Genomic DNA, 23,950 nt, shown 5'->3' on the forward strand with positions numbered 1-23,950 from the left:
AGGCAGTATTTCTGAATATAGAAAAACTACAATGTATGATTTACCGCCACGCTGAGTTTATCTAGAGTTTTTCAAATGTTCCAATGCATCCCGATACGCTTTCTCAGGATCCTCCGCGCGAACTCGGCATTCAAACGTCAAGAACCCGTCATAGCCATCCGCTTTCAACTGGTCGAAATGCTTTTTAAAATCAAGCGATCCACTGCCAGGCTGATAGCGATGATTGTCCGCCACGTGCACATGCCGCACCAAATCACGATTCGCGTGAAGTGCCTCCGAAATCCCGTCCTCTTCAATATTCATATGATAAAAGTCCGCGATAATTTTCACATGTTTCAAGTCATTTTGCTCAATATAGCGACGCGCATCGCCCAGCAAATTGATCATGTGGTCCTGATAACGATTCAGCGGTTCCAGAAAAATCGTCGTCCCAGTCTCCGCCGCAATTCCGTCCAAATAAACGAGCGACTCACTCACTGCTTTGAAATCACCAACTTCTGAACGCGGCGAAACCATTGGTGGCAAGCGATACGTGAACATGCCCCAAGCCGCAGGAACCACGATTCCCGTCCCGCCAACCTCTTGCAACGCCTCCAAAATCACTTTGATTTCCTGCAACCCGCGCAGACGGCGCTCCTCGATAAAATCACCGATCCAGCCGTCATAACCACCACAAGCCGTCGAAACCGGAATCCCCGTCGCCGCAATCGCCGCTTTGACCTCCGCCACATTTTCAACCAACAGTTTCCCGTCAATTTCAAAACCTTCAAAACCCATTTCCTTCACATATTCGAACTTCTCCATAATACCCTCTGGAAAAAATGCCTGATTCTGCGTTCCAATTTTCATAACTGTTACCGTCTCCTTCTAAAGTTCGATTCCCATCTTAATACTCAAATCTGGATTCTGATCCACATATTTCATATAAGCTTGCGCACTCTCATCCAAGCTCACAATCGGATCGATCAAATCCTCACAATCGAGGTACCCGTTCATCAAAAGTTCCCAGCACGTCTCCTCAATCCGCTTCCGATTCCAACGCGGATAATCCGGATTCGGCTCACTCGAAGCCCGCGCAAACACGATTTTAGCATTATTAAAATGTGCCTCACGTCCTAAATTAAACCCATCCGGAAACGGCTTCGCAAACGCGACATACGAAATAATCCCGCCATACGCAATCCCGCGTAGCGCCGCCTCCAGCGCCTGCGAATTCCCACTCGTCTCAATAATCGAATCCGCGCCCAGTTTGCCCGTCAATTTCTTGACCTCAAACCCAACATCCGTCCCGATCGGATTAAAGCAAGCATCCGCACCATGACGCATCGCAATCTCACGGCGATGTTCTAGCGGATCAACACCAATCACGATACTCGCACCAGCCTTTTTCGCCAGTTGAACCGCAATTTGGCCAATCGCGCCGAGCCCAACAACCACGACATAGTCGCCCGCACGCACATGCGCCTCACGAACACCACTCATTGCAAACTGCGCCGGATCATAACAAACCGCATTTTTCCAACTAGCGCCCGCTGGCATTTTCCGCAATTTATAATTATCGACCGCCTTCACGATCACCGTCTCCATAATCGGCCCATACGAACAAACCATATCGCCAATCGCATACTCCGTCACATCCGCGCCGATCTCGACAATCTCGCCGACAACCATGTTCCCGAGCTGAAACTCACCGAACACAATCCCGCGCGCCGCACCTTCCGCACGAGGCATAAACATATTCCATTCCTCGTTAAACTCCTCATCAATAAAAGGACTAACCCCGCGAAAATCGACGACCTCCGTTCCATGCTTCGGCGACGCAAACTTCACCTGAATCCGCGCCTCATCCTTAGCCAACTCTCGATCTACATACTCCACCAAATCCGCAACCTGCGGCTCCGTAGCAATCAACTTTCTCATCATCCAAACTTCCTTTCTGATATACCAAATCTATTTCTTATCAAGGCTCTTCGTCCCTTTCTCATTCGCCAAAATTCCCGTTCCACCCCCGAAACAACTCCGTGTCGCAGAATCAGCCGTCAGAGCGACGAGAAGCTTTTAGCTTCTAGGCAAAAGTGAGTACCAGGTGCGGAGCGTACCTACGTACGTGAGCACTGGAACGGAACTTTTAACGACGAAGATGAATGCTTCTCGTCGCTCTGACCTAGCCTTTGACGCCGCCGTCGGTAAGATTTCCTTTGATAAAGCGTTCCGACAAAGCGTACATAATAACAACAGGCAGTGCCGTTATGAGAGATGCCGCCATCATTCGGCCCCAAATATAATCTGGTGTACTAAACAGCGTATTCAAGCCAATCGGTAGTGTAAACAACTCCGAATCTGACAAGAAAATCGATGCAAACAGATAATCATTCCAAGCAACCATAAAGCAATAAACGAATACCGAAACAATACCCGAAATCGCCAATGGCACGATAATACGTAAAATAATCTGCATCCGATTCAAGCCATCCATCATCGCGGCTTCCTCAATATCCACAGGAATCGTATCAAAATAACTAATCAACATGAAAATCGCGGTCGGCAATGTCTGCACAACCATCGTAATAATAAGCGCCGTTCTCGTGTCATACAGCCCAACACTCGAAATAATTTTAAACAACGGCACAATTAACAAAATCCCTGAAAACATATAAACCGTATAAAAACTCGCATTAATCGTTGTCCGCGCTCTGAAACGCAATTTTGACAACGCATAAGCGCCTAAAATCCCTAAAACAACCGCAATTCCCGCTGCAACCAGTGCGATGATAAAACTGTTTTTAAAATACGTCAAAAACGGGAAAATATCTGGGTTGAAGATGTCTAAGTAATGCTGAAACGTCCAATCCTTCGGGAAAAACGTTGGCGTCGTAGAAATCGCCTCTTTCGGACTCTTAAACGACGTCATCATCATAATCAAGAATGGAAACAGCGTAAACAACAGAAATAACACCAAACTCACATAAAAGACAATTTTCTTCGTCCGTTTTGTTTTTTTACTACTTACCGCCATTTAAATTCACTCGCTTTCTTGTAACCATGATGACCACGAAGATGATGATAAACAGAATCACCGAAATCGCCGATGCTTTGCCTAAATCATTGAACGCAAAGGCTGTTTGATACAAGTAAACCCCAAGAATATTCACCTTGTTCGTCAGCAAGTATACATCGGTAAACATGTAGAACATCCAAATCGCACGCAACGTCACAACCGTCGCCAACACTGGCATGATCGCAGGCAACGTCACAATTTTGAATTTATCCCAAACGCTTGCCCCGTCCATTTCCGCTGCTTCATAAAGCGATTTATCTACCGTTTGTAAAATCGCTAAAAACGAAATGAAAGCGTACGGGAAATAGCGCCAAATCGCGAATAACACGACTAAAATAAAACTCGAAACGGGGTTATCAAACCAAAGTGGTGCATCCTTCCAAAGATGCAAAATATCACCACCAACAAAATTGATAACACCATAGCTATTGTTAAACATGTATTTCCAAGCAAAAATCAACGAAATCGACGGCGTTACGTATGACAAAATAATGAGCGAACGCGCCGTTTTCCGGAATCTGAACTCCCGATTGAAGAAAATCGCAACCAGAAGCCCCATCCCTGTACTACCAACAACTACTAGAATTGTATAGCCAAACGTTAAAGCCAGTGACTTATAAAATTCCGCATCCGTTAAAATATCAATATAGTTTTGCAAACCGATGAACGTTGAATCCAAATTCGGATTGAGCGGTAACTCTAAAAAGCTAATTTGAATGTTTGAAATCATCGGGTACGCCACTAACACAAGTAATAAGAGGATACTAGGCGACAGCAGAGCCAGCGCCATTTTTGCATCCGAGCGTTTATATGCTTTTGTTTTCATAGTGCCTCCTTATTCTTAGTCATTAGATTCAGCCGTTTTCTGCGCTTTTTTAAGCTCCGATTCGACATTTTTGTCACCGACTGTTACATTATTCACCATTTTCGCAATAACTCCTGAGCTTGTAATATCACCCATCTTAGTAAAGTTTTTGCCGTCAACTAAACCGAAAATCTGAATGTCATTAAACGAATTCGCGATTTCTTCAGACAAAGCGCCAAACGATTTCACGACTTCATTATTTTTGTATGCTACGTTTTCGATAACGCCTTTATTTACGGGTTGCGCCCCACCTGGAGACATTAATACCCAGTTTGTCTGATTCTCAGGTTTTGATAGGAACTCCACGAATTTTTTTCCAGCATCTTTTTGTGCTTTATCCAAACCATCCGAAAGTGCCAGCGCCGAAACTGTTCCGTACACCGCTTTTTCTTTTTCTTCTGGAATGATGAATCCAATATTGCTTGGGTCCCCGTCTGTGAACACCGCTGGCAAAAGATACGTCGAATACATCGCCATCGGAGCTGTACCATTCATAAACGCATCCTTGATTTCCGTTACATCATTCGATCCAGGCATTGTATATTTCGACAATTCTTTATAAAATGTCAACGCCTGTTTCATTTCCTTCGTATCAATCGTAATGTTGCCCTTCGCATCTAACACGTTCGCCTCATTGGAAAGTGCAAACTGAGAAAATGCTTGCTCCGCCATCGCGCCTTCTGCTGTAGGAATTGCAATACCATATTTCTTATCCGCTTTATTCGTAAAATGCTTCGCGATTGTCAAAATATCATTCCAATTCTCCGGCTCTTTGAAATTCGCCGCAGCCAGTGCTTTCTTGTCATACCAAATACCTTGCACCCAGCCTGTAAGCGGGACGCCGATATAACTTTTCCCATTCTCAGAACGAACGAGGTTCAGCGCGCCTTCATAATAACTATCCTCGCCAACCTTTTGGATAACATCTTTGACCGCCGCTTGATCGATCAATTTATCTTTATCCATTACTTTCGCAAAATCCTGACTTACTTCCAAAACTTCCGGCAACACACCAGCTCGAGCCAACGTCACAACTTTTGTATTGAACGCATCTTCTTCTACTGGCACTTGTTTCACTTTAATATTTGGATTTTCCTTTTCAAATTTCGATACCAATTTCTTGATAACATCCAAACGTTCCTTTTCCACCGAGGAGTGCATAAATTCAATCGTTACTGCTTTATCATCCCCGTTTCCCGATGAACCGCCACACGCCGCCAAAATAACACTCATCAGTAATACAACGGCAAGTACAATCGACCCTCTCTTTTTCACCTTGAAACCCTCCTAGTTTTTGTTTGTTAGCCAACAGAATTCGTAAGGAGCAAGTATGATTGGAGCGCTCCCAGAAATCGGCTGATCTTTTAAAATATCCCAGTTTGCAGCGACATCACACGATATCGGCTGATCAGACAAGTTATGCAACACCAGAATACTGTCCCCTGAAGCATCTACACGCCTAATCGCAAAAATTTCTTTCCCTAAATCCACAACTTCCATCGGCACATTAGGATGGAACAAAGCTTGCGTTTTACGAACTTGAATCATTTCTTTAATTCCCTCAAAAGTGCGGTGCATCAATGTTTTCTCGTCCGCAAGTCCTGCTTCAATCTCCGAAATCGGGTATTTTTTACGGTTGATAGAGCGATTATGCCCCGTTTCCGCGACACCATCCAGATCATTTCGCGCGCCTAAAATACTTTGCACGTAAACCGCCGGAACACCAGGAATCGTCAGCAATATCGAGTGCGCCAACAAGAACCGTTGTAACCGCGTGTCATCATTGTCTGCCAAGCGATTCAATGCATCCATGTACGTCACATTAATCTCATACGGACTCTGCGTTCCATCCGGATTCTGCTTATACGAAACAAGCGCACCCTCCGCTTCCAAATCCGCCACCAAAGCCAAAATTTCCTTTTCCGGCAAAATTCCACGAATCGGATTTAAACCAATACCATCATGCGACGCGAGGAAATTAAAGAACGTAGCATCCGTTCCAGGCAACTCCAAATCACGCGCCCAGCCTGACAATGCTTGACCATTACCAGTATGTATCGCCTGCAAAACAAGCGGCGGCAACGGGAACTGATACACCATATGCGCCTCATCTTGGCCATTTCCGAAATAAGTAATATTGTCCTTATGCGGCACATTCGTCTCCGTAATCATCACCGTTCCTGGTGCAATCTCGTCCAAAACATCACGGAATAGCTTCACAATTTCATGCGTCTTTTCCAAATGAATGCACGACGTTCCCGGCTCTTTCCACATAAATCCGACCGCATCCAGCCTGACGTACTCTGCCCCTTCTTCCAAATAAAATGCCAACACATCCATCATTTTCAGCAACACTTTTGGATTACTAAAATTCAAATCAATCTGATCCGCACTAAACGTAGTCCAAATATGCTTTTTCTGTCCATTTGATAATTTAAATTCCGTCAAAACAGGCGTCGCACGCGGTCTAGTAACTGTCGACAAATCTGTTTCTGGCGCCATCGCCACGAAAAAATCAGCGTACTCCGGATCATTATTCAAGTATCCCTGAAACCAATCACTTTTTGCCGAAATATGGTTACAAACATAATCAAACATTAGCCGGACTGAATTCGATAGCGCGTTCACATCTTCCCAATTACCGAGCTTCGAATCCACCATTTTATAATCGATCACAGAAAAACCATCATCCGACGAATATGGATAAAACGGCAAAATATGCACTACCTCAAACATTTCTTTCAAGTAGGTATCATACATTTCCCTCAATGTCCTCAGTGTCGGCTCCTGCTCTTTAAAAAACTGATCGCCGTATGTAATCATAACTACATCGCGCTGATCCCAGCCTTGCTTCCGTTTCCTCACATTCGCTTTCGCTCTAGATACACGTTCACGTATCTCTTTTTCAATAGATACAACGCTTTCACTTTCATATATACTTTCTAAACGCTTTAAAAGAATATCCATTTTAGCCTCCTTTTATGGTACCGCTCCCACAAAAATGAGTATATTACAGAAAGCGCTTTCTGTCAATAGTATTTTTTCTGATACGATTACTATCCCTTGTAGAAAGCGAATTATGTCATATTGGACATCTTTACCACAATTGAGTAGAATAGAGTTTATAAAGATGGGAACGGTCTCATCAAGATATATACAAGGAGGACAAAGAATGGGAGCCACCATTTACGATATCGCCCGCCACGCAGGCGTTTCAAAATCTACCGTTTCACGAGTATTGAACAACCAAGCAAATATATCGAAAGACTCGAAAAAGCGTGTTTTAGATGCCATCGAAGCATTGCAATATAGACCCAGCAAACTGGCACGAGCACTTACTAGCTCAGGCTTTGATGCTATTATGGTCATTTCCAACCGGCCAACAAAGACCACAGCAGGAAACCCGTTTTTCTCAGAAATCATTCATTCCATCTCCGCGATTGCCGAAGATGAAAATTTTGATCTCATCCTACAAACCTCTCGCAATACTGACGACGAGCTCGATAAATGCATCACTAAAATTAAAGAAAAAATGATTAAAGGTATTATTATGCTCAGCTCTCCTGCTGACGAATCTTTCTTCGAGAAACTAGATCCATACAATATCCCCATCGTTGTAACTGGAAAGATTGATGGTAATTATACCAACGTCTACTCTGTGGATACCGATAACTTCAAAGACTCCTATGAACTTACAAACTTACTTATCCAGCACGGGCATACAAATATAGCTTGTCTGCATGCACCGCTGAACTATCACGTCTCCATTGATAGACTAGCCGGTTATCGTAGCTGCCTATTCGATCATAATTTAGATATACGCCGTGACTGGATTTTAGACAGCGGCTACACCGCCGAAGATGCATATAATGCCGCAAACCAGCTACTTTCTCATCGAGATCGACCGACTGCTATTTTTGCCACCGACGATTTAAAAGTACTCAGTATATATAAAGTCGCTGCCGATCACGAGTTATCCATTCCCCAAGACCTGTCTATTGTTGGCTATAACGATCGTGTTGTCTCAACATTCCTATCACCACCACTGACCGCGATTGATATCCCAACAAAACGCCTGGGACAAACGGCAACCGAATTACTTTTCCACCTAATCCAACAAAGAGGTGCACAAAACAAAAATACCATTATCGACACGAAGCTCATTAGCGGCGCGTCCATTATTCAATTGAATGCCTGAAGAAACGCTGGATAAGATGTAGCCACTCACTAGGTTACATCTTATCCAGCGCTTTATATTTCATACATTTCTCCTACATCTTTAATCAAAATCGAGTGATCCGCCACTCCCGATAGAATTCGATAAACCTCTAGCAATTGTCGATCTTCGTGATAAAGATAAAAAACAGTATATCGATCAAAACTGGCTCTGCGATATGGCTTGGAAATAAGCTTCCCATTGTCATATAGCTTCCCAAGCATTGGAAAACTCGCTAAGTTTAACAGTAGCAACTCTATACCTTCGCTGAACTTCTGCGCTGCTTGAAATTGGCATAAGTCCTCCACTAAATAAAGCGATATTCGATCATAATCGAGGCTAGCATGCTTAGAAAATCTTATCTTCACAGTTTCAGTCATACGCTATTACCACTCTGTTGCAGGCTTCATTCTCACTCTTCTCTTCACTTCTTCCCAAGAGAATGTATCCCCACTTGCAAAATCGTTTTCTGCTTCTTGAATCTTCTCGTTAATTATCTCATCCGTCAGGGCTATCCAGCTATGTTCATAGGCAAATTTGGTAGCTGTTTCGTTGATAATGCTATCTTCCATGCTTGATGTCATATCATTTGCACCTCCATTTTTATTATCACCATCATAACACATTTCACAGCACTTTAAAAGCATTTCATTCATTTTGTGTCAAATTCGTTTTTTCAACTAGTTCCTCACTTTTCTACCCCTTACAAAAAAACGACACCCTAAAAATCAGAATGCCGTCTTCCAGTACTTATATTTTTTGAGTCATTACGTGAACAACATGCTCTTTATTCCCGTAAGTTCGCTGTTTCTCTTCTTCCTTCTCAAATCCAAGGTGCGACCAGAATCCAATCGCCTCTGCATTCTCATCTAAAACACCGATACGCAAGGAGTCTGCTCCCCCGTCCGTCGCCCAATCTTTAATCACTTTATAAAGAACTTTCCCAAAACCACTTTCTCGTTCTTCTGGAATAAGCATTAATAAGCCAATAATCCATTGTCCCTTTCTCGGGAAATCTGCAACAACATCAATAAGCCCAATTGGTTTATCTGCTTCATCAAGTACAGCCATAACAAATTTGTCATGCTTTGTTTTTCCCTCTGGAATCTCCGTAATAATGGTATGCGCATTTTCTCTCGTTGCGCCCGATCCTTGCTCCATTAAAAAGTAATCCTCACATTTTGCGCAAACAGCCTCCGCTAGCGCCACATCATTCTCCGTCAAAAACTTCACATGATAATTTCTTTTCTTCTCCAAATCTCTCACCATTCCCCAATTTATTTCGTCACAGCACGTGTTTCATACTGACACATTTCCTCGTAAGTCTCAATACTCATCACTACCATATCTCCATGCCCATTCTTCGTCAAAAAAATGGGTTCACTACGTTCGTGGACAATTTTGGAAATATCAGTAAAATTATTTCTTAAATCAGAAACCGGTCTAATTTCAGGCATTTCCTTGCCCTCCTTATCATAATATTATCATTATTATATCATAATTATGATATAATAGCTAGTGAAATATACAAAAAAACAGCCGATAATCTTCCATCAGCTGTTTCCGTATTCCTCCAATTCAATAAGCACCCTCTAATATCAAAACACTGTTTCCTTCTGGATCAGCACACCGAAGCTCCTTGCCGCCCCAATCCGCTAAAAATGGTGGTTGAATATCCACACCATTAAATTTCAGCATTTCATAGGTTTTATCTAGATCCTCAGATCGAAAAACAAATTCCGTAGGGCCTTGCGTCGCTACGTCATCGTTCTCCTTACTCCAAACGATAACACCAGGTGCTTCCCGTGAAAAAGCTAATTTTGCTCCATTGTAGGCACCATGCCCTTCAAAAACAAGTGGCACACCCAATTGTTCACTATAGAAGCGCACAAACTGTTCCGGATTACTCACTGCAATATTAATACCTTCCAAACCTTTAATCATATTATCTCCTCCAACTAACTTTATTATCATTTATTTCCCTAAACATTCGAGCCAAAACTAAAACAGTTAACATTTTGTTTTAGCGCACAGAACGAGTATACTGGAACTGAGGCACAGATTGCCGATATTTTATAGAAAACTAGGAGGCTATTCGACATGAGCAAGCAAACAAATAAAACGGTTCTCATCATGAACTTCGAAACAGAAAGCAAGTCCTATCAAGCATTCTCAGAAATTAAAACACTCCATACAGAAAGAAAAATTCGCGGGGAACAAATGGCAGTCGTAGAGCACGATCATAACCATAAAATAAACGCGAAAGACTTCCTTGACTTCACAGGTGGCGACAAAAACATGAAAGGTAGTCTAATCGGCATGCTTGTTGGTATCTTGGGTGGCCCGCTAGGCGTTCTCCTTGGTTGGATGACCGGTGCTATCATCGGCTCAACACAAGATGCTAAAGAAATTCGCGATGCAATGAACGTCTTCGAGAAAACATTGGAAACGATCCCCGAAGATCAAACCGGTGTTATCCTCATCGCCGAAGAAGAACATAACGAATACATTAATGATCTAGTAAATAATAAACTAGGCGGCCGCGTCATCCGCATGGACGAAGCGCTGGTATCTCACGAAATCAACGAAGCAAAACAAGCTGAAAAAGAAGCACAAACGAGCGCTAAAAAACGTTGGTTTAACAAAAAAGAAGATTAAAAACTTGGCCCAGCATGCTACTTTTATGCTGGGTTTTCCTATGCTCCTTTATATAAAGAAATCAGCAAATCCTCCACACGTTGCATATCAACCTGCTCCGGAAGATTCGTCTCTCTGGCTGCCTGTTCAAATTCCACCTGCAATACCGCTACCCGATCAAAAATTTCCGCAAAAGATAGCTCCCCTTTTCGAATGGCGATTAACAAATCATGCTCTGCCACCCGCTTCGTTATAATTCCTTTATCTGCCAAAATATCCCTGCCAGTCACAAGCATTCTAACCAAATGCATCGCATGCTTATACAAGCGCGGTAAATCCTTAGGCTGGTCCGCTTTTCCCAATTTTTCATATGTCCGCATCGTCCCCTGCAGCTCTCCATATATCCCTATAAAATCTCGCAGTGGATACCCAGATAGCTCAGCATCCATGACAATCTCGGTATTTTCCATTCGCAGTTTCAACCCATCAGGCCCCATGATTGCATATTTCGATTCTATATTGCTCATTTGTTTCTGCAACGTTTCTAATATATGCTGTTCCCGAACCGCATGTGATTCTTCATTCCGGACTAATGCATTTTGTAATCTCTTCAATTGCGCATTCGCGTAGTTTCCAAATGTTTGCTCAATCCGCTTAGATAAAAATAATTCTGCATGACTTCGCACCATTTTCCCCGCCTCCGTGCAAATCACAATTTCAGCTTCCTCCACACCAAGCAATTCCAAGACATTCGGATTTCCTTGAGCACATAACCTGATAAATTTCTGCGCGCCAAAAATAACGGTATCTGTCTCCTTCTCCTCAAACTGTTCAAAAGTATGCAGTCCCAACAAATAACGCTCATCTTCTATTAAAAAACCTCGAAGATCTAAATCACTTGTCGCAACATTCGTACCATAGCCATGCGAACCGCTAGCAACCAAATAAGCAAGGCCCTGCAAATCTCTATTCTCTCGCAAAAAATCATATGCCGATGTCTTCACCATTGCGTGATACTCCACCAAATCAACCAATCCTTTCCGCCTATTATTCTCTATACCTAAATTATAACAAAAAATCCATACCTAAAAATAGTTTTTATCCCAGTAAAAATATCTTGACTTTAAATGCTAATCAGGGTATTTTAAGTATAACCAATTCCTACTTATCGAGTAAGAATTACAAGAAGATCTATGAGAAAAGGGGAGAAAGTATGAAAAAAAGCATCTTATTCATTTTTACATTGGCCTTAATGTTGGTATTAGCAGCTTGTGGCGGTTCTGGAAGTTCCTCGGATAGCGCAAGCGGCTCTAAAAATAATAACGCTATTATTATTGGTGTCCCTGGTGACCCCGAAGTTGTTAACCCTCTCTATTCCAGTGACCGAGTGTCTCTAACTATTCAACAAGCCCTCTACGCACCACTATTTTGGGAGTATGATGGTAAGCCTGCTCTAGCTGATAAACTAGATATTTCTCCTGACAGTTTAACGTATACAGTAACACTAAAAGACGGTCTAACTTGGCATGATGGTAAACCACTAACTGCTGACGACGTTGTTTTCAGTGTTAATTCGATGATTGATGAAAAACAAAACAGCCCATTCCGCGGAAACTGGGTCTTTAATAACAAGCCAGTCAAAGTGGTAGCTGAAAATGCAACTACCGTAAAATTCACGTTACCACAAGTAGCACCAGCATTTGAAAATACACTAAAAACTTTCTACCCAATCCCAAAACATATTTTTGATGGCGTTGCTGATATTGGAAAAAGCGATAAAAATAACGCTCCCGTTGGCTCCGGTCCATATAAATTTGTAAATTATAAATCAGGTGAGTACTACTCATTAGAGAAGTTCGATAATTACTTCGATGGCAAACCAAAACTTGATAAAGTAACATATCGCATTACTAAAGATCAAAATGCTGCCAATCTTGCTTTGCAAAATGGTGAAATAAACCTCAAAGCAATCCAACCTGCCGAGCGTAATAAAGTAGAGAAAGCAAGTGATGTCAACATCATCACATACCCAGAAAATCGACTTAGCTATATTGCTTTCAACCAAAATGTGAAGGCTCTGAAATCGAAAGACTTACGCCAAGCTATTTCCCTGACATTGGATCGCAAAGACTTGATCGATGCTGCTTACGGTTCCCAAGAATACGCAAAACCAGCTAGCTCTTTCTTAACAGAGAACACGAAATTCTTTACCGACAAAGTCGAAACATACAATCAAGACTTAACAAAAGCTAAGGAACTGTTAGCTAAGAGTGGTTATAAATCTTCTGATAAACTAAACATCATCTACCTAAATAACAGCAAGGCCCAAGAAAGTATCGCGCTTTATGTTCAAGAACAATTAAAATCCATTGGTGTTTCTTTAGAACTAAAACCAACAGATCCAACTGCAATGAATAATATCACACTTGATCGCAAAAGCGACGCCTACTCCTTGATGCTCGGTGGCTATATCATGGGTAATGATCCTGATCCATATAAAACATTGTATATGACTGGCGAACCGTACAACTACATGAACTACAGCAATCCTGCACTGGATAAACTATGGAACGAGGGCGCCGTTACCGCTGATGAGGCAAAACGTCAAACTATCTATGAACAAATTCAAACAACCATTGCTGATGACGCTGTTATTTACCCAATCTCTTATGACAACGCAGTCCTAGCAATCGGCAAGCAATATCAAGGCACAAAAGAAGCAACACCGCAACCTGTAACCATGTTCCGCGATTTGTCCAAGCTTTATATTAAGTAAAACTGGCCTCTCGCATGCTATAATAGCCTAATGTGTATAAATGAAAGCCCCAAACTGGTAGGAAAGCTTATTTTTCCTATCGGTGAGGGCTTTACGTTGTTTAACTATACTTTCTTGTTAGGGGCTTGTCTTCATGATACAAACAATATTCAAACGTGTGTTACAAACCATACCGATGCTCTTCATCATTTCGCTTGTGTCATTCGCATTGGTTCAATTGGCGCCTGGAGATCCTATCTCTTCTTTTGTTACGCCAAACATGAATCCCGATGACGTGGAACGAATACGTCAAAGCCTTGGACTCGATCAGCCCATTTACGTGCAATATTTTAAATGGCTAGGAAATGTGCTACAAGGTAATTTCGGGTACTCCTTGATTAATAACCAGCCCGTTCTTGGACAAATTATAGAACGACTCCCTGCGACCATTGGTCTAATGGGCACTGCGCTATTTTTCACGCTATTATTTTCTATTCCACTCGGATTGATTGCCGCAGCCTATGAAAATACAAAACTAGATCGTGTTCTAAATGCGGTATCTTACGTTGGTATTTCCATCCCGATTTTTTGGTTTGCCATGATTTTGATTGATGTCTTTGCGATCAAATTGCAATGGTTGCCAAGCCTTGGAATGCGTACAATCGGTGTAGAATCTTTCTGGGATGTAGCAAAACACGCTATACTTCCAGTGACCGCGCTCACTTTTCAAGGTTGCGCCTCCTATTACCGCTATGTTCGCTCCAATACGATTAATCAGCTTAAAGAAGAATACGTCTTGTTCGGCTATGCCAAAGGGCTTTCCAAAGCACAAATTATGCAGCACCATGTCTTGAAAAATTCGTTGCTTCCCGTTATCACTTTACTCGGTATGTATTTACCGCAAATCATTACTGGGGCGTTCATAACCGAGAGTGTCTTTTCTTGGCCAGGTATGGGATCGCTTGGTATAAATGCGATTTTTCAATTAGATTATCCGATGATTATGGCTATTACCATGTTCTCCGCCCTGTTACTCATTATCGGTAACTTGCTTGCCGATGTCGCCTACACGATTATCGATCCGCGTATAAGGGAGGTTAGCTAATCATGATGAAAGCCGATTTTTCTAAATTCACTAAACCAAAAAATGTTCAGCCTCCTGAAAAGGCACAATTACCACGTGAACGTACATTCTGGCATTTCCTATTGAGCGAAAAGCGTGGACTCTTTGCTATTGGTCTATTAGTCCTGTTAGCCTTAGCTTGTGGCCTGGCTTTCCTGTCTCCGTATGACCCGAATGCGCTATCGATTCAAGATAAACTGTTGCCGCCTAGTTCCTCGCACTGGTTCGGTACCGATGATCATGGGCGCGATTATTTTACACGTGTCCTTTACGGAGGCCGAGTATCATTAACTGTTGGTTTCCTCGCTATGTTAATTGCCCTTGTTGTGGGAACGGTCGCGGGAACAATCAGTGGTTATTTCGGTGGTATTGTAGATAGTTTATTGATGCGTTTCTTAGATATCTTTATGTCAATTCCAGCATTTTTCTTGTTGATGATCTTAAATGCTTATTTAACTCCTGGTATTGGAAATATCATCTTGATTATTGGTCTTTTATCTTGGATGGATGTCGCTCGGATTGTACGCGCGGAGACACTATCATTAAAAGAGCGAGAATTCATCCTGTACTCTAAGTCCAGTGGTGCGGGTGTTTGGCACATCATCATTCGACATATCATCCCAAACGCGATGCCTTCTATCGTTGTTGCTGCCTCGTTAAATATTGCAGCTGCTATTCTAACCGAATCTGCCCTTAGTTTCTTGGGACTTGGTGTACAACAACCTAATTCGTCTTGGGGGAGTATGCTAAACAACGCGCAGAGTTATATCGGAGATGCTACTTATTTAGCACTCTTTCCTGGCGCCTTGATTCTACTTACGATTCTGTCGTTTAACATTCTCGGCGATGTGTTCCGAAAAGGCTTGGAACCTCGAGATATTCATAAATAATGATTATGTACAGCCGGAAAGCGTGGTTTTCGCCACATTTTCCGGCTGTTTCTTTATTTTACTTTCAATTCGATAACATCTGCTCTCATTTCGTTAACGGCTTGTTCAATAATTTTAATTTCACTGGCGAGTTCGCTCAAATTATCAATTGTTTTTTGGTAACGCTCTTCCCGCTCGTCATTCTTCCGCATCATCCAGACAAGCAATGCTACAAATAAGATGCCAAAGGTGATCTCGGTTGCGTTAGCCACTAAATTCTCTAATCCCGTAATAATCACTTCCAAACTGTAATAGTTTTTCTTCTCCATCTCCATCTCCATCATACCCCCATTTTAGTATGATATTCCTTACTTTTGTTAGCGAACTAGCGTTGCTTGATTCTGCACTTTCTCCGCAAGATACGCTTCTAATAAATCTTCTAACGCGCTTTTCTTAAGTCTGTAAAAATGCGATTCACTCCACCCGATACTCATATATACCTCAATATTGGTCTGCTTCTTTCGTGACATATACTTTGTTATAATGACCTCCCGTTGATCACTATTTAACTTATTTATCGCATCTGTCACTCGTCTAATTTCGGCATATGAAGGTGTTTCTGCGATTTTTTTGGTTAGCCTCAAGCCATTTTCTTTCGTGCGTCTTGGCATGCTTCGCTTTGGTAGGCTTAATAATAATGTGTGGTACTTGAATAATAAACGCTCGGCTTCTTTGCATTTGCTCATTCATTATGCTCCCCCTAGGACTGCTTTATTTTGGTTAGAATCATTTCATAGAGTTCATTTCGCTCCTGTGCATTCCATGATGCTAATTGTTGTTTAGAGTATGTTGAGTAATAGCTGATTAAAGATAACTGTGTGCGCATAGCGCTCGCTTCCTCATCATTATTTTCTAGTTTTACTTGTTCTTTTCTCAGATTTTTGATTTTACGACATATGAAGCATTTGCGATTGCATTTATGAAAGGTAACCGCTTGTTCATTGTGAAAATCAACTAGCCGCGAGAATAGAACGTTGATTTCTCTCTGTCTTTTTTTATTCATATTCCTCTCTCCCTTGCCCCATTTTTAAGGAGTAACCTTACTATAAACTCCTCTGAAACCGAAGTCAAGGAAAAAACGAACACTTGTTCTGTGTCGTTTTTTTAGTTGGCTGTATAGCTAGGTTAAAGCGGTTTATTTTTTTATAATTTGGGAGTTTTTTTGAATATTTTATGCTATAATAAAAGCATTAATGTTCGAAAATTAACAGATGGATGGAGATGCTTGCATGGCTTTTGTCGAAATGGATCGGATCTATAAACGCTACCAGTTAGGCGAGAAAATAGTGACGGCAAATGATGGGATTACATTTCAAATAGAACAGGGCGAATTTGTTATTATTGTCGGGCCTTCTGGTGCTGGAAAATCGACAGTACTCAATATTTTGGGTGGCATGGATATGAGCGATGAGGGGCATATTTACATTGATGGGACTGATATTGCGGCATTTAACGCAAAGCAATTGACGGGATATCGGAGACAAGATGTTGGTTTTGTATTCCAGTTTTATAATCTGGTGCCTAGTTTGACGGCGAAAGAGAATGTGGAACTGGCAACGCAAATATCGCCGAAAGCGCTGGATGCTGAGTTGGTTTTGAAGCAGGTAGGACTCGAAGAACGGATGGATAACTTTCCGGCGCAACTTTCTGGTGGGGAACAGCAACGTGTCGCCATTGCGCGTGCGCTTGCGAAACAGCCAAAGTTACTGCTATGCGATGAGCCTACGGGAGCACTTGATTATAACACCGGGAAATCGGTTCTAAAATTGTTGCAGGATACGTGCCGGAATACTGGTACGACAGTGATTGTCATTACGCATAATACAGCGATCACACCAATTGCTGACCGGATCATTGAGATTAATAATGCTAAAGTTCGCGATATAAAAATCCAAAAAAATCCAGTTTCGATCGACAGCATTGAATGGTAAGGAGAATCAGATGAAAAAAGCATTATGGAAAGACATATGGCGAGAAATCGCAAAATCTAAAGGACGATTCATCTCGATTTTCTTACTGATCGCGCTAGGTGTAGCCTTTTTTGTAGGCTTGAAGGCAACTGGACCCGACATGATCCATACAACCGATAAATACTACGATTCGCAAAATTTGATGGACTTACAGGTGCAATCGACATACGGTTTGAATAAAGAGGATATCGCCATTTTAAATGACGTTCCTGGTGTGAGAGATGTGCAATCAGGCTATACGGCGGATGTGATGTTTCGGGATTCGTTACTGATTACGAAGGTTTTTTCTTTATCGCCAAACAATTTAGTCAATAAATATACGGTTGAGCGAGGACGCCTACCACAGAAAAGTGGCGAAATCGCGCTCGATTCGGTCAATAAGGCAACAAGCCGTTACAAAATCGGGGACAAGCTTACGTTTGTGAATAGCGATGGAAGTGCTATAAAGGGGAAATTCCACACCACGACTTTTACTGTGGTTGGAACGGTTTCCTCGGCTGCATACATTGAGAAAGGAACCCGCGGAACATCCACGATTGGGAATGGACGTGCGGATATTTTTGCGGTGATTCCAGAAAGCGATTTTGACGCGAAGTATTATTCGACGGCACTTTTGACGTTTGATAATACGGCTGATGCGGAGGCTTACAGCGATGAGTATGATTCGGCAATGGAGCGCAACGTGGCGCTTGTGAAGAACGCCTTGAAGGGACAGCCAAAAGCAAGGCTCAGCGCAATTCAGGCCGATGGGCAAGCAAAGATTGAGGATGGAAAACGGGAGATTGCAGATGGTTTGGCTAAGCTTGATCGAAATCAGCAGAAACTAGATGCTGCGCGCGCGAAGCTTGATCAAGGTTGGACGGAATATGCGGACGGAAAACGCGAACTGGAAACGAAGTTGGCGCAAGGTCAGGCCGAGATTAACAGAAATGAAGCCAAGCTTGCGAAAGCGAAGAAAGATATCGCTACCGCAGAACGCAAAATAAAAGATGGGCAAGCCCAAATTAGCGATGCGCAAACACAGTTAGCAGAGGCGCATCAGGAGCTCGAAGACGCGCAATTGACGCTTGATGATAGCAAAACACAACTTGCGATGGTACAGCGCTTTTATGATGCTGTGAAGGACTACACGCTGGGTGATATTCCAACTGTAGACTTAGATCCAGAAACGCAGCAAGAAATTATCGACAATGCGGATATGTTTAACCCTGAACTCGGTGACTATGTGCAAGACTATTTTGATGGGACACTTTCTGAAGCGCAGTTAAACCGCTTGAAAACAGAAGCATCTCGACAATTAACGCGTGCCAATAAAGAAGTGGCAGATGCACAACTTGAAATTAACCGAAATCGCCAACTACTCGCGAACAAAGAGCGTCAGTTAGCTGAAAAGAAACGCGAATTAGATCAGGCAAAGGTGAAGCTTGCGCAAGGCAAAAAAGATTATGCAAGCGGAATGGCTCAGCTAAAGAAAGGGAAACAACAACTAGCCGACGCCAAAACAGCCGGCTATGCCAAGCTTGACGATGCCAGAGCTCAATTGGACAATGCTGAATCAGCATACGCCACCAATTTAGCAACTTTTGAAAAAGAAAAGAAGAAAGCTCTTGCAGAAATTGCAAAAGCAAAGAAAGATCTCCAAATGGCGCAAGAAAAGTTAGACGCTCTCGAATTACCTAAGTATTTTATTAGTGATCGAACGGACAATCCTGGTTATACAGAATATAAAGACAATGCGGATCGGATTGCCTCACTTTCTACCGCTTTCCCGGTGTTTTTCTTTCTAATTGCAGCGCTTGTTTGTTTAACGACAATGACGCGGATGATTGAGGAACAGAGAACGCAGACTGGGACGCTAAAAGCACTCGGTTATAGCAATGCCGATATTATCGCTAAATTCCTTGTGTACGGCTCGCTCGCAAGCTTAGCCGGGACAGTAATCGGGCTCGCAATTGGTTTTCAAGTCTTCCCGCAGATTATTTTTGTTGCTTATGGCTCCCTTTATAATTTGCCAGCGCTTGATATTTCATTTTATTGGAGCTATAGCTTGATTTCGCTTGCCGTTGCACTGTTTTGTACCACTTTGACAGCTTTTGTGTCGTGTCGCGCGGAATTGCGAGAAAACGCTGCTTCCCTGATGCGCCCGAAAGCTCCAAAAAACGGGAAACGGATCTTGTTGGAACGCGTGCCTTTTATCTGGAAGCGAATGAATTTCACAAGTAAAGTGACAGCGCGCAATATCTTCCGTTATAAACAGCGAATGTTGATGACTATCCTTGGTGTGGCAGGCTGTACGGCGCTTCTACTCACCGGTTTTGGTCTCAAGAATTCGATTGGTGATATCGTGCCATTACAATATGACCAAATTATGAAGTATGATGCTGTGGTCGTTTTGGACAGCAATGCCACCAAAACACCGCTCAAAGACTACAACGATATCATCGATAATACGCCCAATGTTAAAAGCGCCCTCGATGTTGGTCAAAAAAATATGACGGCAGTCGAAAAAGGTGTCGCCAATCAAGCTCTCACTCTGATTACACCGAAGTCGATGGAGAATTTCAGCAACTACGTCACATTGCGCGACCGTAAAACCCACGCTCCCGTGCCACTTACGGATAACGGCGCGGTACTCTCGGAAAAGTTGGCGAAACTTTACGGCGTCAAACCTGGCGATTCTTTAACGATCAAAGACGGCGACAACCATCGCTACAAAATCAAGGTCACTGGCATCACAGAAACCTACGCGATGCACTATATTTACACGACGCCAACCTACTACCAGCAAGTTTTCCAAGACAAACCAGAATACAACACACAGCTGCTACAACTTAAAAATACGGATCAAAAATGGCAAGATAATTTTGCGGAAAAATTACTCATAAATCCAGCTGTGCTCGCCGTCACTTACACAAATACGGCAAGCAACGCATTCGGCAGCACGATGGACAGTCTAGATATCGTCATCATCGTCCTGATTATTTCAGCTGCGGCGCTCGCCTTCATCGTTTTATACAACTTGACGAACATCAACGTTTCCGAGCGAATTCGCGAACTATCCACCATCAAAGTACTCGGATTCTATCCAAAAGAAGTCACAATGTACGTTTACCGCGAAAACCTGATTCTAAGTTTGATGGGGATCGTAGTCGGTTTCGTACTTGGTACCTTCTTGCATCGCTTCGTCACATCCACAGCTGAAGTTGATATTCTGATGTTCAGCCCGACGATCCATGCGATGAGTTATGTATACGCAGCGCTTTTAACACTGCTGTTCTCAACGCTCGTCATGATCGTCATGCATCTCAAACTAAAACGCGTAGATATGATCGAAGCTCTTAAATCAGTTGAATAAACACGCGATTGCCGCTATGTTTCAGTTCTAGAAATATAGTGGCAATCGTTTTTTATCTGTCATTGTTCGCTATAAGCTATTATTATATGCCACGCATCGCACAAATCGTTCGACTTCTATCTGATGACTTTACCAAAGCGGAAATAATAGCCACTCCTTGCGCACCAGCTTTTCGAATAGCGGGTACGCGCTCTGTTGTAATTCCTCCAATGGCCACGATTGGCAAATCAATGCCCGCCGCTCGAATAGCAGACAGTAAGTCTAAGCCTGTCGTTTCTTTCGCATCTACTTTAGAACTCGTCTCAAAAATAGGCCCCACGCCAATATAAGCGAGTTGTTCGTAGGCCGTTGCCTCCACTGCCTGTTGAAAAGTGTTGATGGAAAGCCCTATTTGCATTTTCCCAGCGCATTTCGCAATCACATCACTAATGGCCATATCCTCTTGCCCCACGTGAATACCGTCTGCTTGGATTTCAAGCGCCAAGTCCACGTCATCATTGATAAAAAAGGGGACGTGGTATTCTCGGCACATTTGATGGCAAGATCTTGCAAGTTTTTCTATCTCAACTGGGTTTGATAGCTTTTTTTCACGAAACTGATAGCAGGTAATGCCTGATTGGAGGGCATCTTCTAGTATCGGAAGTAGCTCTCCGTGCGGAACATCTTGCGTGCCCGCGATAAAATAAACTTCTAGCATGTTCATTGTTGAAACTCCTTTCTGTGCGCCCAGTGGTTAGTTGGTCCGTGGCCGTGGCCGATGCCAAGCGGATGAGAAATAGCGCTTGTTATGAAGGTTTTAGCAGTACGAATGGCGTATTCTGTGGATGCTCCTTTCGCAAGTTCAGCCGTGATACAGGCCGAAAAAGTGCAACCCGTGCCGTGTGTTTGCTTCGTGTCGATGCGTTTCGTAGTCAGCCAGAACGAGTTCTCCCCATCTAAAACGTAGTCTCGTGATTCCTGCTTATCCTCGCTATGACCACCTTTCATAATGACGGTTTTAACGCCTAGTTTCTGGATTTTCTTCGCAGCCTTTTCCATGTGAGTGGCGGATTCGATCTGCATTTCTGCTAGGACCTCTGCTTCTGGGATGTTTGGTGTAACGATTGACGCCAGCGGCAGTAAGGCTTGACGGATTGTCGTGATGGCACCTTCACTTACAAGTGGCGCCCCTCCTTTAGCAATCATGACGGGATCGACGATAAGCGGTCCCCAGTCAAAATACTTTAATTTGGAAACAACTGTGGCGATATGCGCTTCGTCAACGAGCATGCCAGTTTTGACTGCTTTAATGGCGAAATCAGTATTTAGCGCGTCCAACTGCGCTGCTAAAATATCGATGGGGACAGGATGGATTGCTTCGACGGATTGCGTATTTTGCGCGGTAATCGCTGTGATGGCAGACATACCGAACACGCGGCGTTCTTGAAAAGTTTTAATATCAGCTTGGATGCCAGCTCCACCGCCACTATCGGAACCCGCGATTGTCACTGCTTGCGGAAACATTCACCGTACCTCCTTTATGTTCGCCAATTTTGCTTGATCGTGTGTTTGCCATGATGCTAATTCATCGATGAATGCAACGCGGAAAGAGGCTGGTAAAGATTGATCCAGTTTCCTAGCAGCGTATTCTGAGGCAAGCGCATAGCTCGCTGATGCTGTGACAGTCGCTTCAAAATAGTCCTCTGTGATGCCAACAAAAGCGCCAATCACGCAGCTAAGCAGGCATCCCGAACCTGTAATCTGTGGCAAAAGTGGATCGCCGTTTTGAATGGTGACAACGCGCTCACCATCTGAAATCGTATCCACTGCACCACTGATCGCAACTACCGTTCGGTGTTTTCGCGCCACTTTTAGCGCAATATCAGCAGCACGTTCGGCGTCACCAAAACCTGCGTCCACGCCTCGCGACTGCCACTGAACATCCGCGATACTCGCCAGCTCGCCAATGTTCCCGCGGATAACAGCAAACTGAATCTCCGCCAGTAAACGTCGCACAGTTTCCCGTCTAAACGTTGTCGCACCAACACCGACAGGATCTAGTATCACCGGTTTTCCAGCAGCGTTCGCCGCCTTGCCAACAAGCAACATCGCCGCTACCAAATCGGCATTTAGCGTCCCAATATTAATCACAACCGCGTCAGCCATCTCACCTAGTTCCGTCATTTCCTCTACAGCCGCCGCCATAATCGGAGATGCCCCAATCGCAAGCAAGCCATTCGCCGAATCGTTCGCGACTACAATATTCGTAATCGTGTGCACCAGCGGATTTCGCGTCCGCACATCCTCAATAAGTTGCCAATTCGTCATCCAAATCACTCCTTTCGCCCCACGTTTCCTGACGCAACCCCATTTCCCAAAATGCTAACTCCGCGTAACTACTAATCCGAAAATCATCCTGCATCGCCACCAACTCGCTGTCTGGCAGAGTTTTTGCAATCCGATCCAGCAAATCCACTTGGCGTTGCAACCCTTTCGCATACTCTGCGTCCTGATAAATAGCCAACCACGCCTGATATAGCGGATCCGGACTAACCTGCCCCGCGTACTGCTCCCCAATTTCCCGGTACAACCAATAACACGGCAAAATTCCCGCCAAAATCCGACCTAGCGACTGCGATCCCGCGATCCGATACATATGAGATGTATAATGATAAGCCGCCGGACTTGGCACAATCCCTTCCAAATCCGCCATCTCAATCCCCACCGCTGGATAAAATATTTCCCGCATCCGAAGTTCCGAATTCTCCAAAGAAGCCAGCGACTGACTGAGCTCTATCATCGCCCCATAATCATCCGCATGCGCAATACCCAGCGCGATTACCTTCACATAATGCGTCAAATAATAATGATCCTGCAACAAATAATATCGAAATGCCTCCCGCTCCAAACTCCCGTCCGCCAATCGCTTCACAAACAAATGATCCTTACTCTGTTGCCAAATTTGACGATTCTCCACATGTAATTTTTCCGAAAAACGTACCATTTCCAATTCCTCCTTTTTCCATACAAAAAAACGCCCTTTCTCGCGCCAACCATAGCGTA

General features: G+C 43.4%; 26 protein-coding genes. 7 read left to right on the forward strand and 19 right to left on the reverse strand.

The annotated features are described in order from the left end of the window. Nucleotides 1-57: 57 nt before the first annotated feature. The 6 genes from HCJ54_RS12200 to HCJ54_RS12225 form a co-directional block, all read right to left on the reverse strand. On the reverse strand, nucleotides 58-849 hold the full coding sequence (locus HCJ54_RS12200) for a sugar phosphate isomerase/epimerase family protein (RefSeq protein ID WP_187137846.1): 792 nt from the start codon (nucleotides 847-849) through the stop codon (nucleotides 58-60). 18 nt (nucleotides 850-867) lie between these two features. Then, complete coding sequence (locus tag HCJ54_RS12205) at nucleotides 868-1,920, reverse strand: zinc-dependent alcohol dehydrogenase (RefSeq protein WP_187137890.1); 1,053 nt, start codon at nucleotides 1,918-1,920, stop codon at nucleotides 868-870. A gap of 244 nt (nucleotides 1,921-2,164) precedes the next feature. Further along, nucleotides 2,165-3,016, reverse strand: a complete 852-nt coding sequence (locus tag HCJ54_RS12210; protein WP_036066560.1) for a carbohydrate ABC transporter permease — start codon at nucleotides 3,014-3,016, stop codon at nucleotides 2,165-2,167. Beyond that, nucleotides 3,003-3,884, reverse strand: coding sequence for a carbohydrate ABC transporter permease (locus HCJ54_RS12215; protein ID WP_036066561.1), 882 nt, complete (start codon nucleotides 3,882-3,884; stop codon nucleotides 3,003-3,005). The genes HCJ54_RS12210 and HCJ54_RS12215 overlap by 14 nt, the downstream gene beginning before the upstream one ends. A 15-nt stretch (nucleotides 3,885-3,899) precedes the next feature. After that, nucleotides 3,900-5,156, reverse strand: coding sequence for an ABC transporter substrate-binding protein (locus HCJ54_RS12220; RefSeq protein WP_222713030.1), 1,257 nt, complete (start codon nucleotides 5,154-5,156; stop codon nucleotides 3,900-3,902). 54 nt (nucleotides 5,157-5,210) lie between these two features. Continuing rightward, on the reverse strand, nucleotides 5,211-6,890 hold the full coding sequence (locus HCJ54_RS12225; RefSeq protein WP_187137848.1) for an alpha-amylase family glycosyl hydrolase: 1,680 nt from the start codon (nucleotides 6,888-6,890) through the stop codon (nucleotides 5,211-5,213). A gap of 205 nt (nucleotides 6,891-7,095) precedes the next feature. On the opposite strand from HCJ54_RS12225, the gene HCJ54_RS12230 reads away from it, so the two are divergent. Then, nucleotides 7,096-8,121, forward strand: coding sequence for a LacI family DNA-binding transcriptional regulator (locus tag HCJ54_RS12230; RefSeq protein ID WP_187137849.1), 1,026 nt, complete (start codon nucleotides 7,096-7,098; stop codon nucleotides 8,119-8,121). 53 nt (nucleotides 8,122-8,174) lie between these two features. On the opposite strand, the gene HCJ54_RS12235 is transcribed toward HCJ54_RS12230, so the two are convergent. From HCJ54_RS12235 to HCJ54_RS12255, 5 genes are all read right to left on the reverse strand, one after another. Next, entirely contained in the window at nucleotides 8,175-8,519 is a 345-nt protein-coding gene (locus tag HCJ54_RS12235; protein ID WP_187137850.1) for a type II toxin-antitoxin system RelE/ParE family toxin, read from the reverse strand. Nucleotides 8,520-8,525: 6 nt separating this feature from the next. Further along, complete coding sequence (locus HCJ54_RS12240; protein ID WP_187137851.1) at nucleotides 8,526-8,723, reverse strand: hypothetical protein; 198 nt, start codon at nucleotides 8,721-8,723, stop codon at nucleotides 8,526-8,528. 166 nt (nucleotides 8,724-8,889) lie between these two features. Beyond that, on the reverse strand, nucleotides 8,890-9,396 hold the full coding sequence (locus tag HCJ54_RS12245; RefSeq protein ID WP_376701057.1) for a GNAT family N-acetyltransferase: 507 nt from the start codon (nucleotides 9,394-9,396) through the stop codon (nucleotides 8,890-8,892). 20 nt (nucleotides 9,397-9,416) lie between these two features. Next, complete coding sequence (locus HCJ54_RS12250; protein ID WP_077913905.1) at nucleotides 9,417-9,596, reverse strand: type II toxin-antitoxin system Phd/YefM family antitoxin; 180 nt, start codon at nucleotides 9,594-9,596, stop codon at nucleotides 9,417-9,419. A 121-nt stretch (nucleotides 9,597-9,717) separates the two neighbouring features. Beyond that, complete coding sequence (locus HCJ54_RS12255; protein ID WP_036066568.1) at nucleotides 9,718-10,083, reverse strand: VOC family protein; 366 nt, start codon at nucleotides 10,081-10,083, stop codon at nucleotides 9,718-9,720. A gap of 156 nt (nucleotides 10,084-10,239) precedes the next feature. Between HCJ54_RS12255 and HCJ54_RS12260 the strand changes: the two genes are divergently transcribed. After that, nucleotides 10,240-10,797, forward strand: a complete 558-nt coding sequence (locus tag HCJ54_RS12260) for a DUF1269 domain-containing protein (protein ID WP_185409744.1) — start codon at nucleotides 10,240-10,242, stop codon at nucleotides 10,795-10,797. 38 nt (nucleotides 10,798-10,835) lie between these two features. Here the strand turns inward: HCJ54_RS12260 and HCJ54_RS12265 are convergent, their stop codons facing one another. Further along, entirely contained in the window at nucleotides 10,836-11,783 is a 948-nt protein-coding gene (locus HCJ54_RS12265) for a DNA polymerase beta superfamily protein (RefSeq protein WP_187137852.1), read from the reverse strand. Between the two features lie 206 nt (nucleotides 11,784-11,989). Here HCJ54_RS12265 and HCJ54_RS12270 point away from each other — a divergent pair, with 206 nt between their 5' ends. The 3 genes from HCJ54_RS12270 (at nucleotide 11,990) to HCJ54_RS12280 (ending at nucleotide 15,544) form a co-directional block, all read left to right on the forward strand. Then, nucleotides 11,990-13,552: an ABC transporter substrate-binding protein gene (locus tag HCJ54_RS12270; RefSeq protein WP_187137853.1), complete on the forward strand. Its 1,563-nt coding sequence runs from the start codon at nucleotides 11,990-11,992 to the stop codon at nucleotides 13,550-13,552. Between the two features lie 133 nt (nucleotides 13,553-13,685). Continuing rightward, a complete protein-coding gene (locus tag HCJ54_RS12275) occupies nucleotides 13,686-14,636 on the forward strand; it encodes an ABC transporter permease (RefSeq protein ID WP_187137854.1) in 951 nt (316 codons plus the stop codon). Nucleotides 14,637-14,641: 5 nt separating this feature from the next. After that, the gene (locus tag HCJ54_RS12280) at nucleotides 14,642-15,544 is read left to right on the forward strand and encodes an ABC transporter permease (protein ID WP_036066655.1); all 903 of its coding nucleotides are present in this window, start codon (nucleotides 14,642-14,644) and stop codon (nucleotides 15,542-15,544) included. A 53-nt stretch (nucleotides 15,545-15,597) separates the two neighbouring features. Here the strand turns inward: HCJ54_RS12280 and HCJ54_RS12285 are convergent, their stop codons facing one another. The 3 genes from HCJ54_RS12285 to HCJ54_RS12295 are packed head-to-tail and all read right to left on the reverse strand — an operon-like array spanning nucleotide 15,598 to nucleotide 16,586. After that, nucleotides 15,598-15,858 (reverse strand): BhlA/UviB family holin-like peptide, encoded by a 261-nt coding sequence (locus HCJ54_RS12285; protein ID WP_222713027.1) that lies wholly within the window; start codon nucleotides 15,856-15,858, stop codon nucleotides 15,598-15,600. Nucleotides 15,859-15,900: 42 nt separating this feature from the next. Beyond that, nucleotides 15,901-16,269, reverse strand: coding sequence for an ArpU family phage packaging/lysis transcriptional regulator (locus tag HCJ54_RS12290; protein WP_036066572.1), 369 nt, complete (start codon nucleotides 16,267-16,269; stop codon nucleotides 15,901-15,903). Between the two features lie 14 nt (nucleotides 16,270-16,283). Then, nucleotides 16,284-16,586, reverse strand: coding sequence for a hypothetical protein (locus HCJ54_RS12295; RefSeq protein ID WP_185409748.1), 303 nt, complete (start codon nucleotides 16,584-16,586; stop codon nucleotides 16,284-16,286). 226 nt (nucleotides 16,587-16,812) lie between these two features. Between HCJ54_RS12295 and HCJ54_RS12300 the strand changes: the two genes are divergently transcribed. Together HCJ54_RS12300 and HCJ54_RS12305 are read left to right on the forward strand one after the other, a co-directional pair. Continuing rightward, on the forward strand, nucleotides 16,813-17,514 hold the full coding sequence (locus HCJ54_RS12300; RefSeq protein WP_185409749.1) for an ABC transporter ATP-binding protein: 702 nt from the start codon (nucleotides 16,813-16,815) through the stop codon (nucleotides 17,512-17,514). A gap of 10 nt (nucleotides 17,515-17,524) precedes the next feature. After that, on the forward strand, nucleotides 17,525-20,908 hold the full coding sequence (locus HCJ54_RS12305) for an ABC transporter permease (protein WP_187137855.1): 3,384 nt from the start codon (nucleotides 17,525-17,527) through the stop codon (nucleotides 20,906-20,908). Between the two features lie 82 nt (nucleotides 20,909-20,990). Here the strand turns inward: HCJ54_RS12305 and thiE are convergent, their stop codons facing one another. Genes thiE through tenA form a run of 4 tightly spaced genes read right to left on the reverse strand, consistent with a single transcriptional unit; the run spans nucleotide 20,991 to nucleotide 23,891 of the window. Beyond that, nucleotides 20,991-21,611: a thiamine phosphate synthase gene (thiE, locus tag HCJ54_RS12310; RefSeq protein ID WP_187137856.1), complete on the reverse strand. Its 621-nt coding sequence runs from the start codon at nucleotides 21,609-21,611 to the stop codon at nucleotides 20,991-20,993. Next, a complete protein-coding gene (gene thiD / locus HCJ54_RS12315) occupies nucleotides 21,608-22,411 on the reverse strand; it encodes a bifunctional hydroxymethylpyrimidine kinase/phosphomethylpyrimidine kinase (protein ID WP_187137857.1) in 804 nt (267 codons plus the stop codon). Before thiD ends, thiE begins: the two co-directional genes overlap by 4 nt. Further along, the gene (gene thiM / locus HCJ54_RS12320) at nucleotides 22,412-23,215 is read right to left on the reverse strand and encodes a hydroxyethylthiazole kinase (protein WP_187137858.1); all 804 of its coding nucleotides are present in this window, start codon (nucleotides 23,213-23,215) and stop codon (nucleotides 22,412-22,414) included. After that, nucleotides 23,193-23,891, reverse strand: a complete 699-nt coding sequence (tenA, locus tag HCJ54_RS12325) for a thiaminase II (protein ID WP_187137859.1) — start codon at nucleotides 23,889-23,891, stop codon at nucleotides 23,193-23,195. Before tenA ends, thiM begins: the two co-directional genes overlap by 23 nt. Nucleotides 23,892-23,950 lie beyond the last annotated feature (59 nt).

This window comes from Listeria grandensis (assembly GCF_014322885.1).
Classification (GTDB): domain Bacteria; phylum Bacillota; class Bacilli; order Lactobacillales; family Listeriaceae; genus Listeria_A; species Listeria_A grandensis.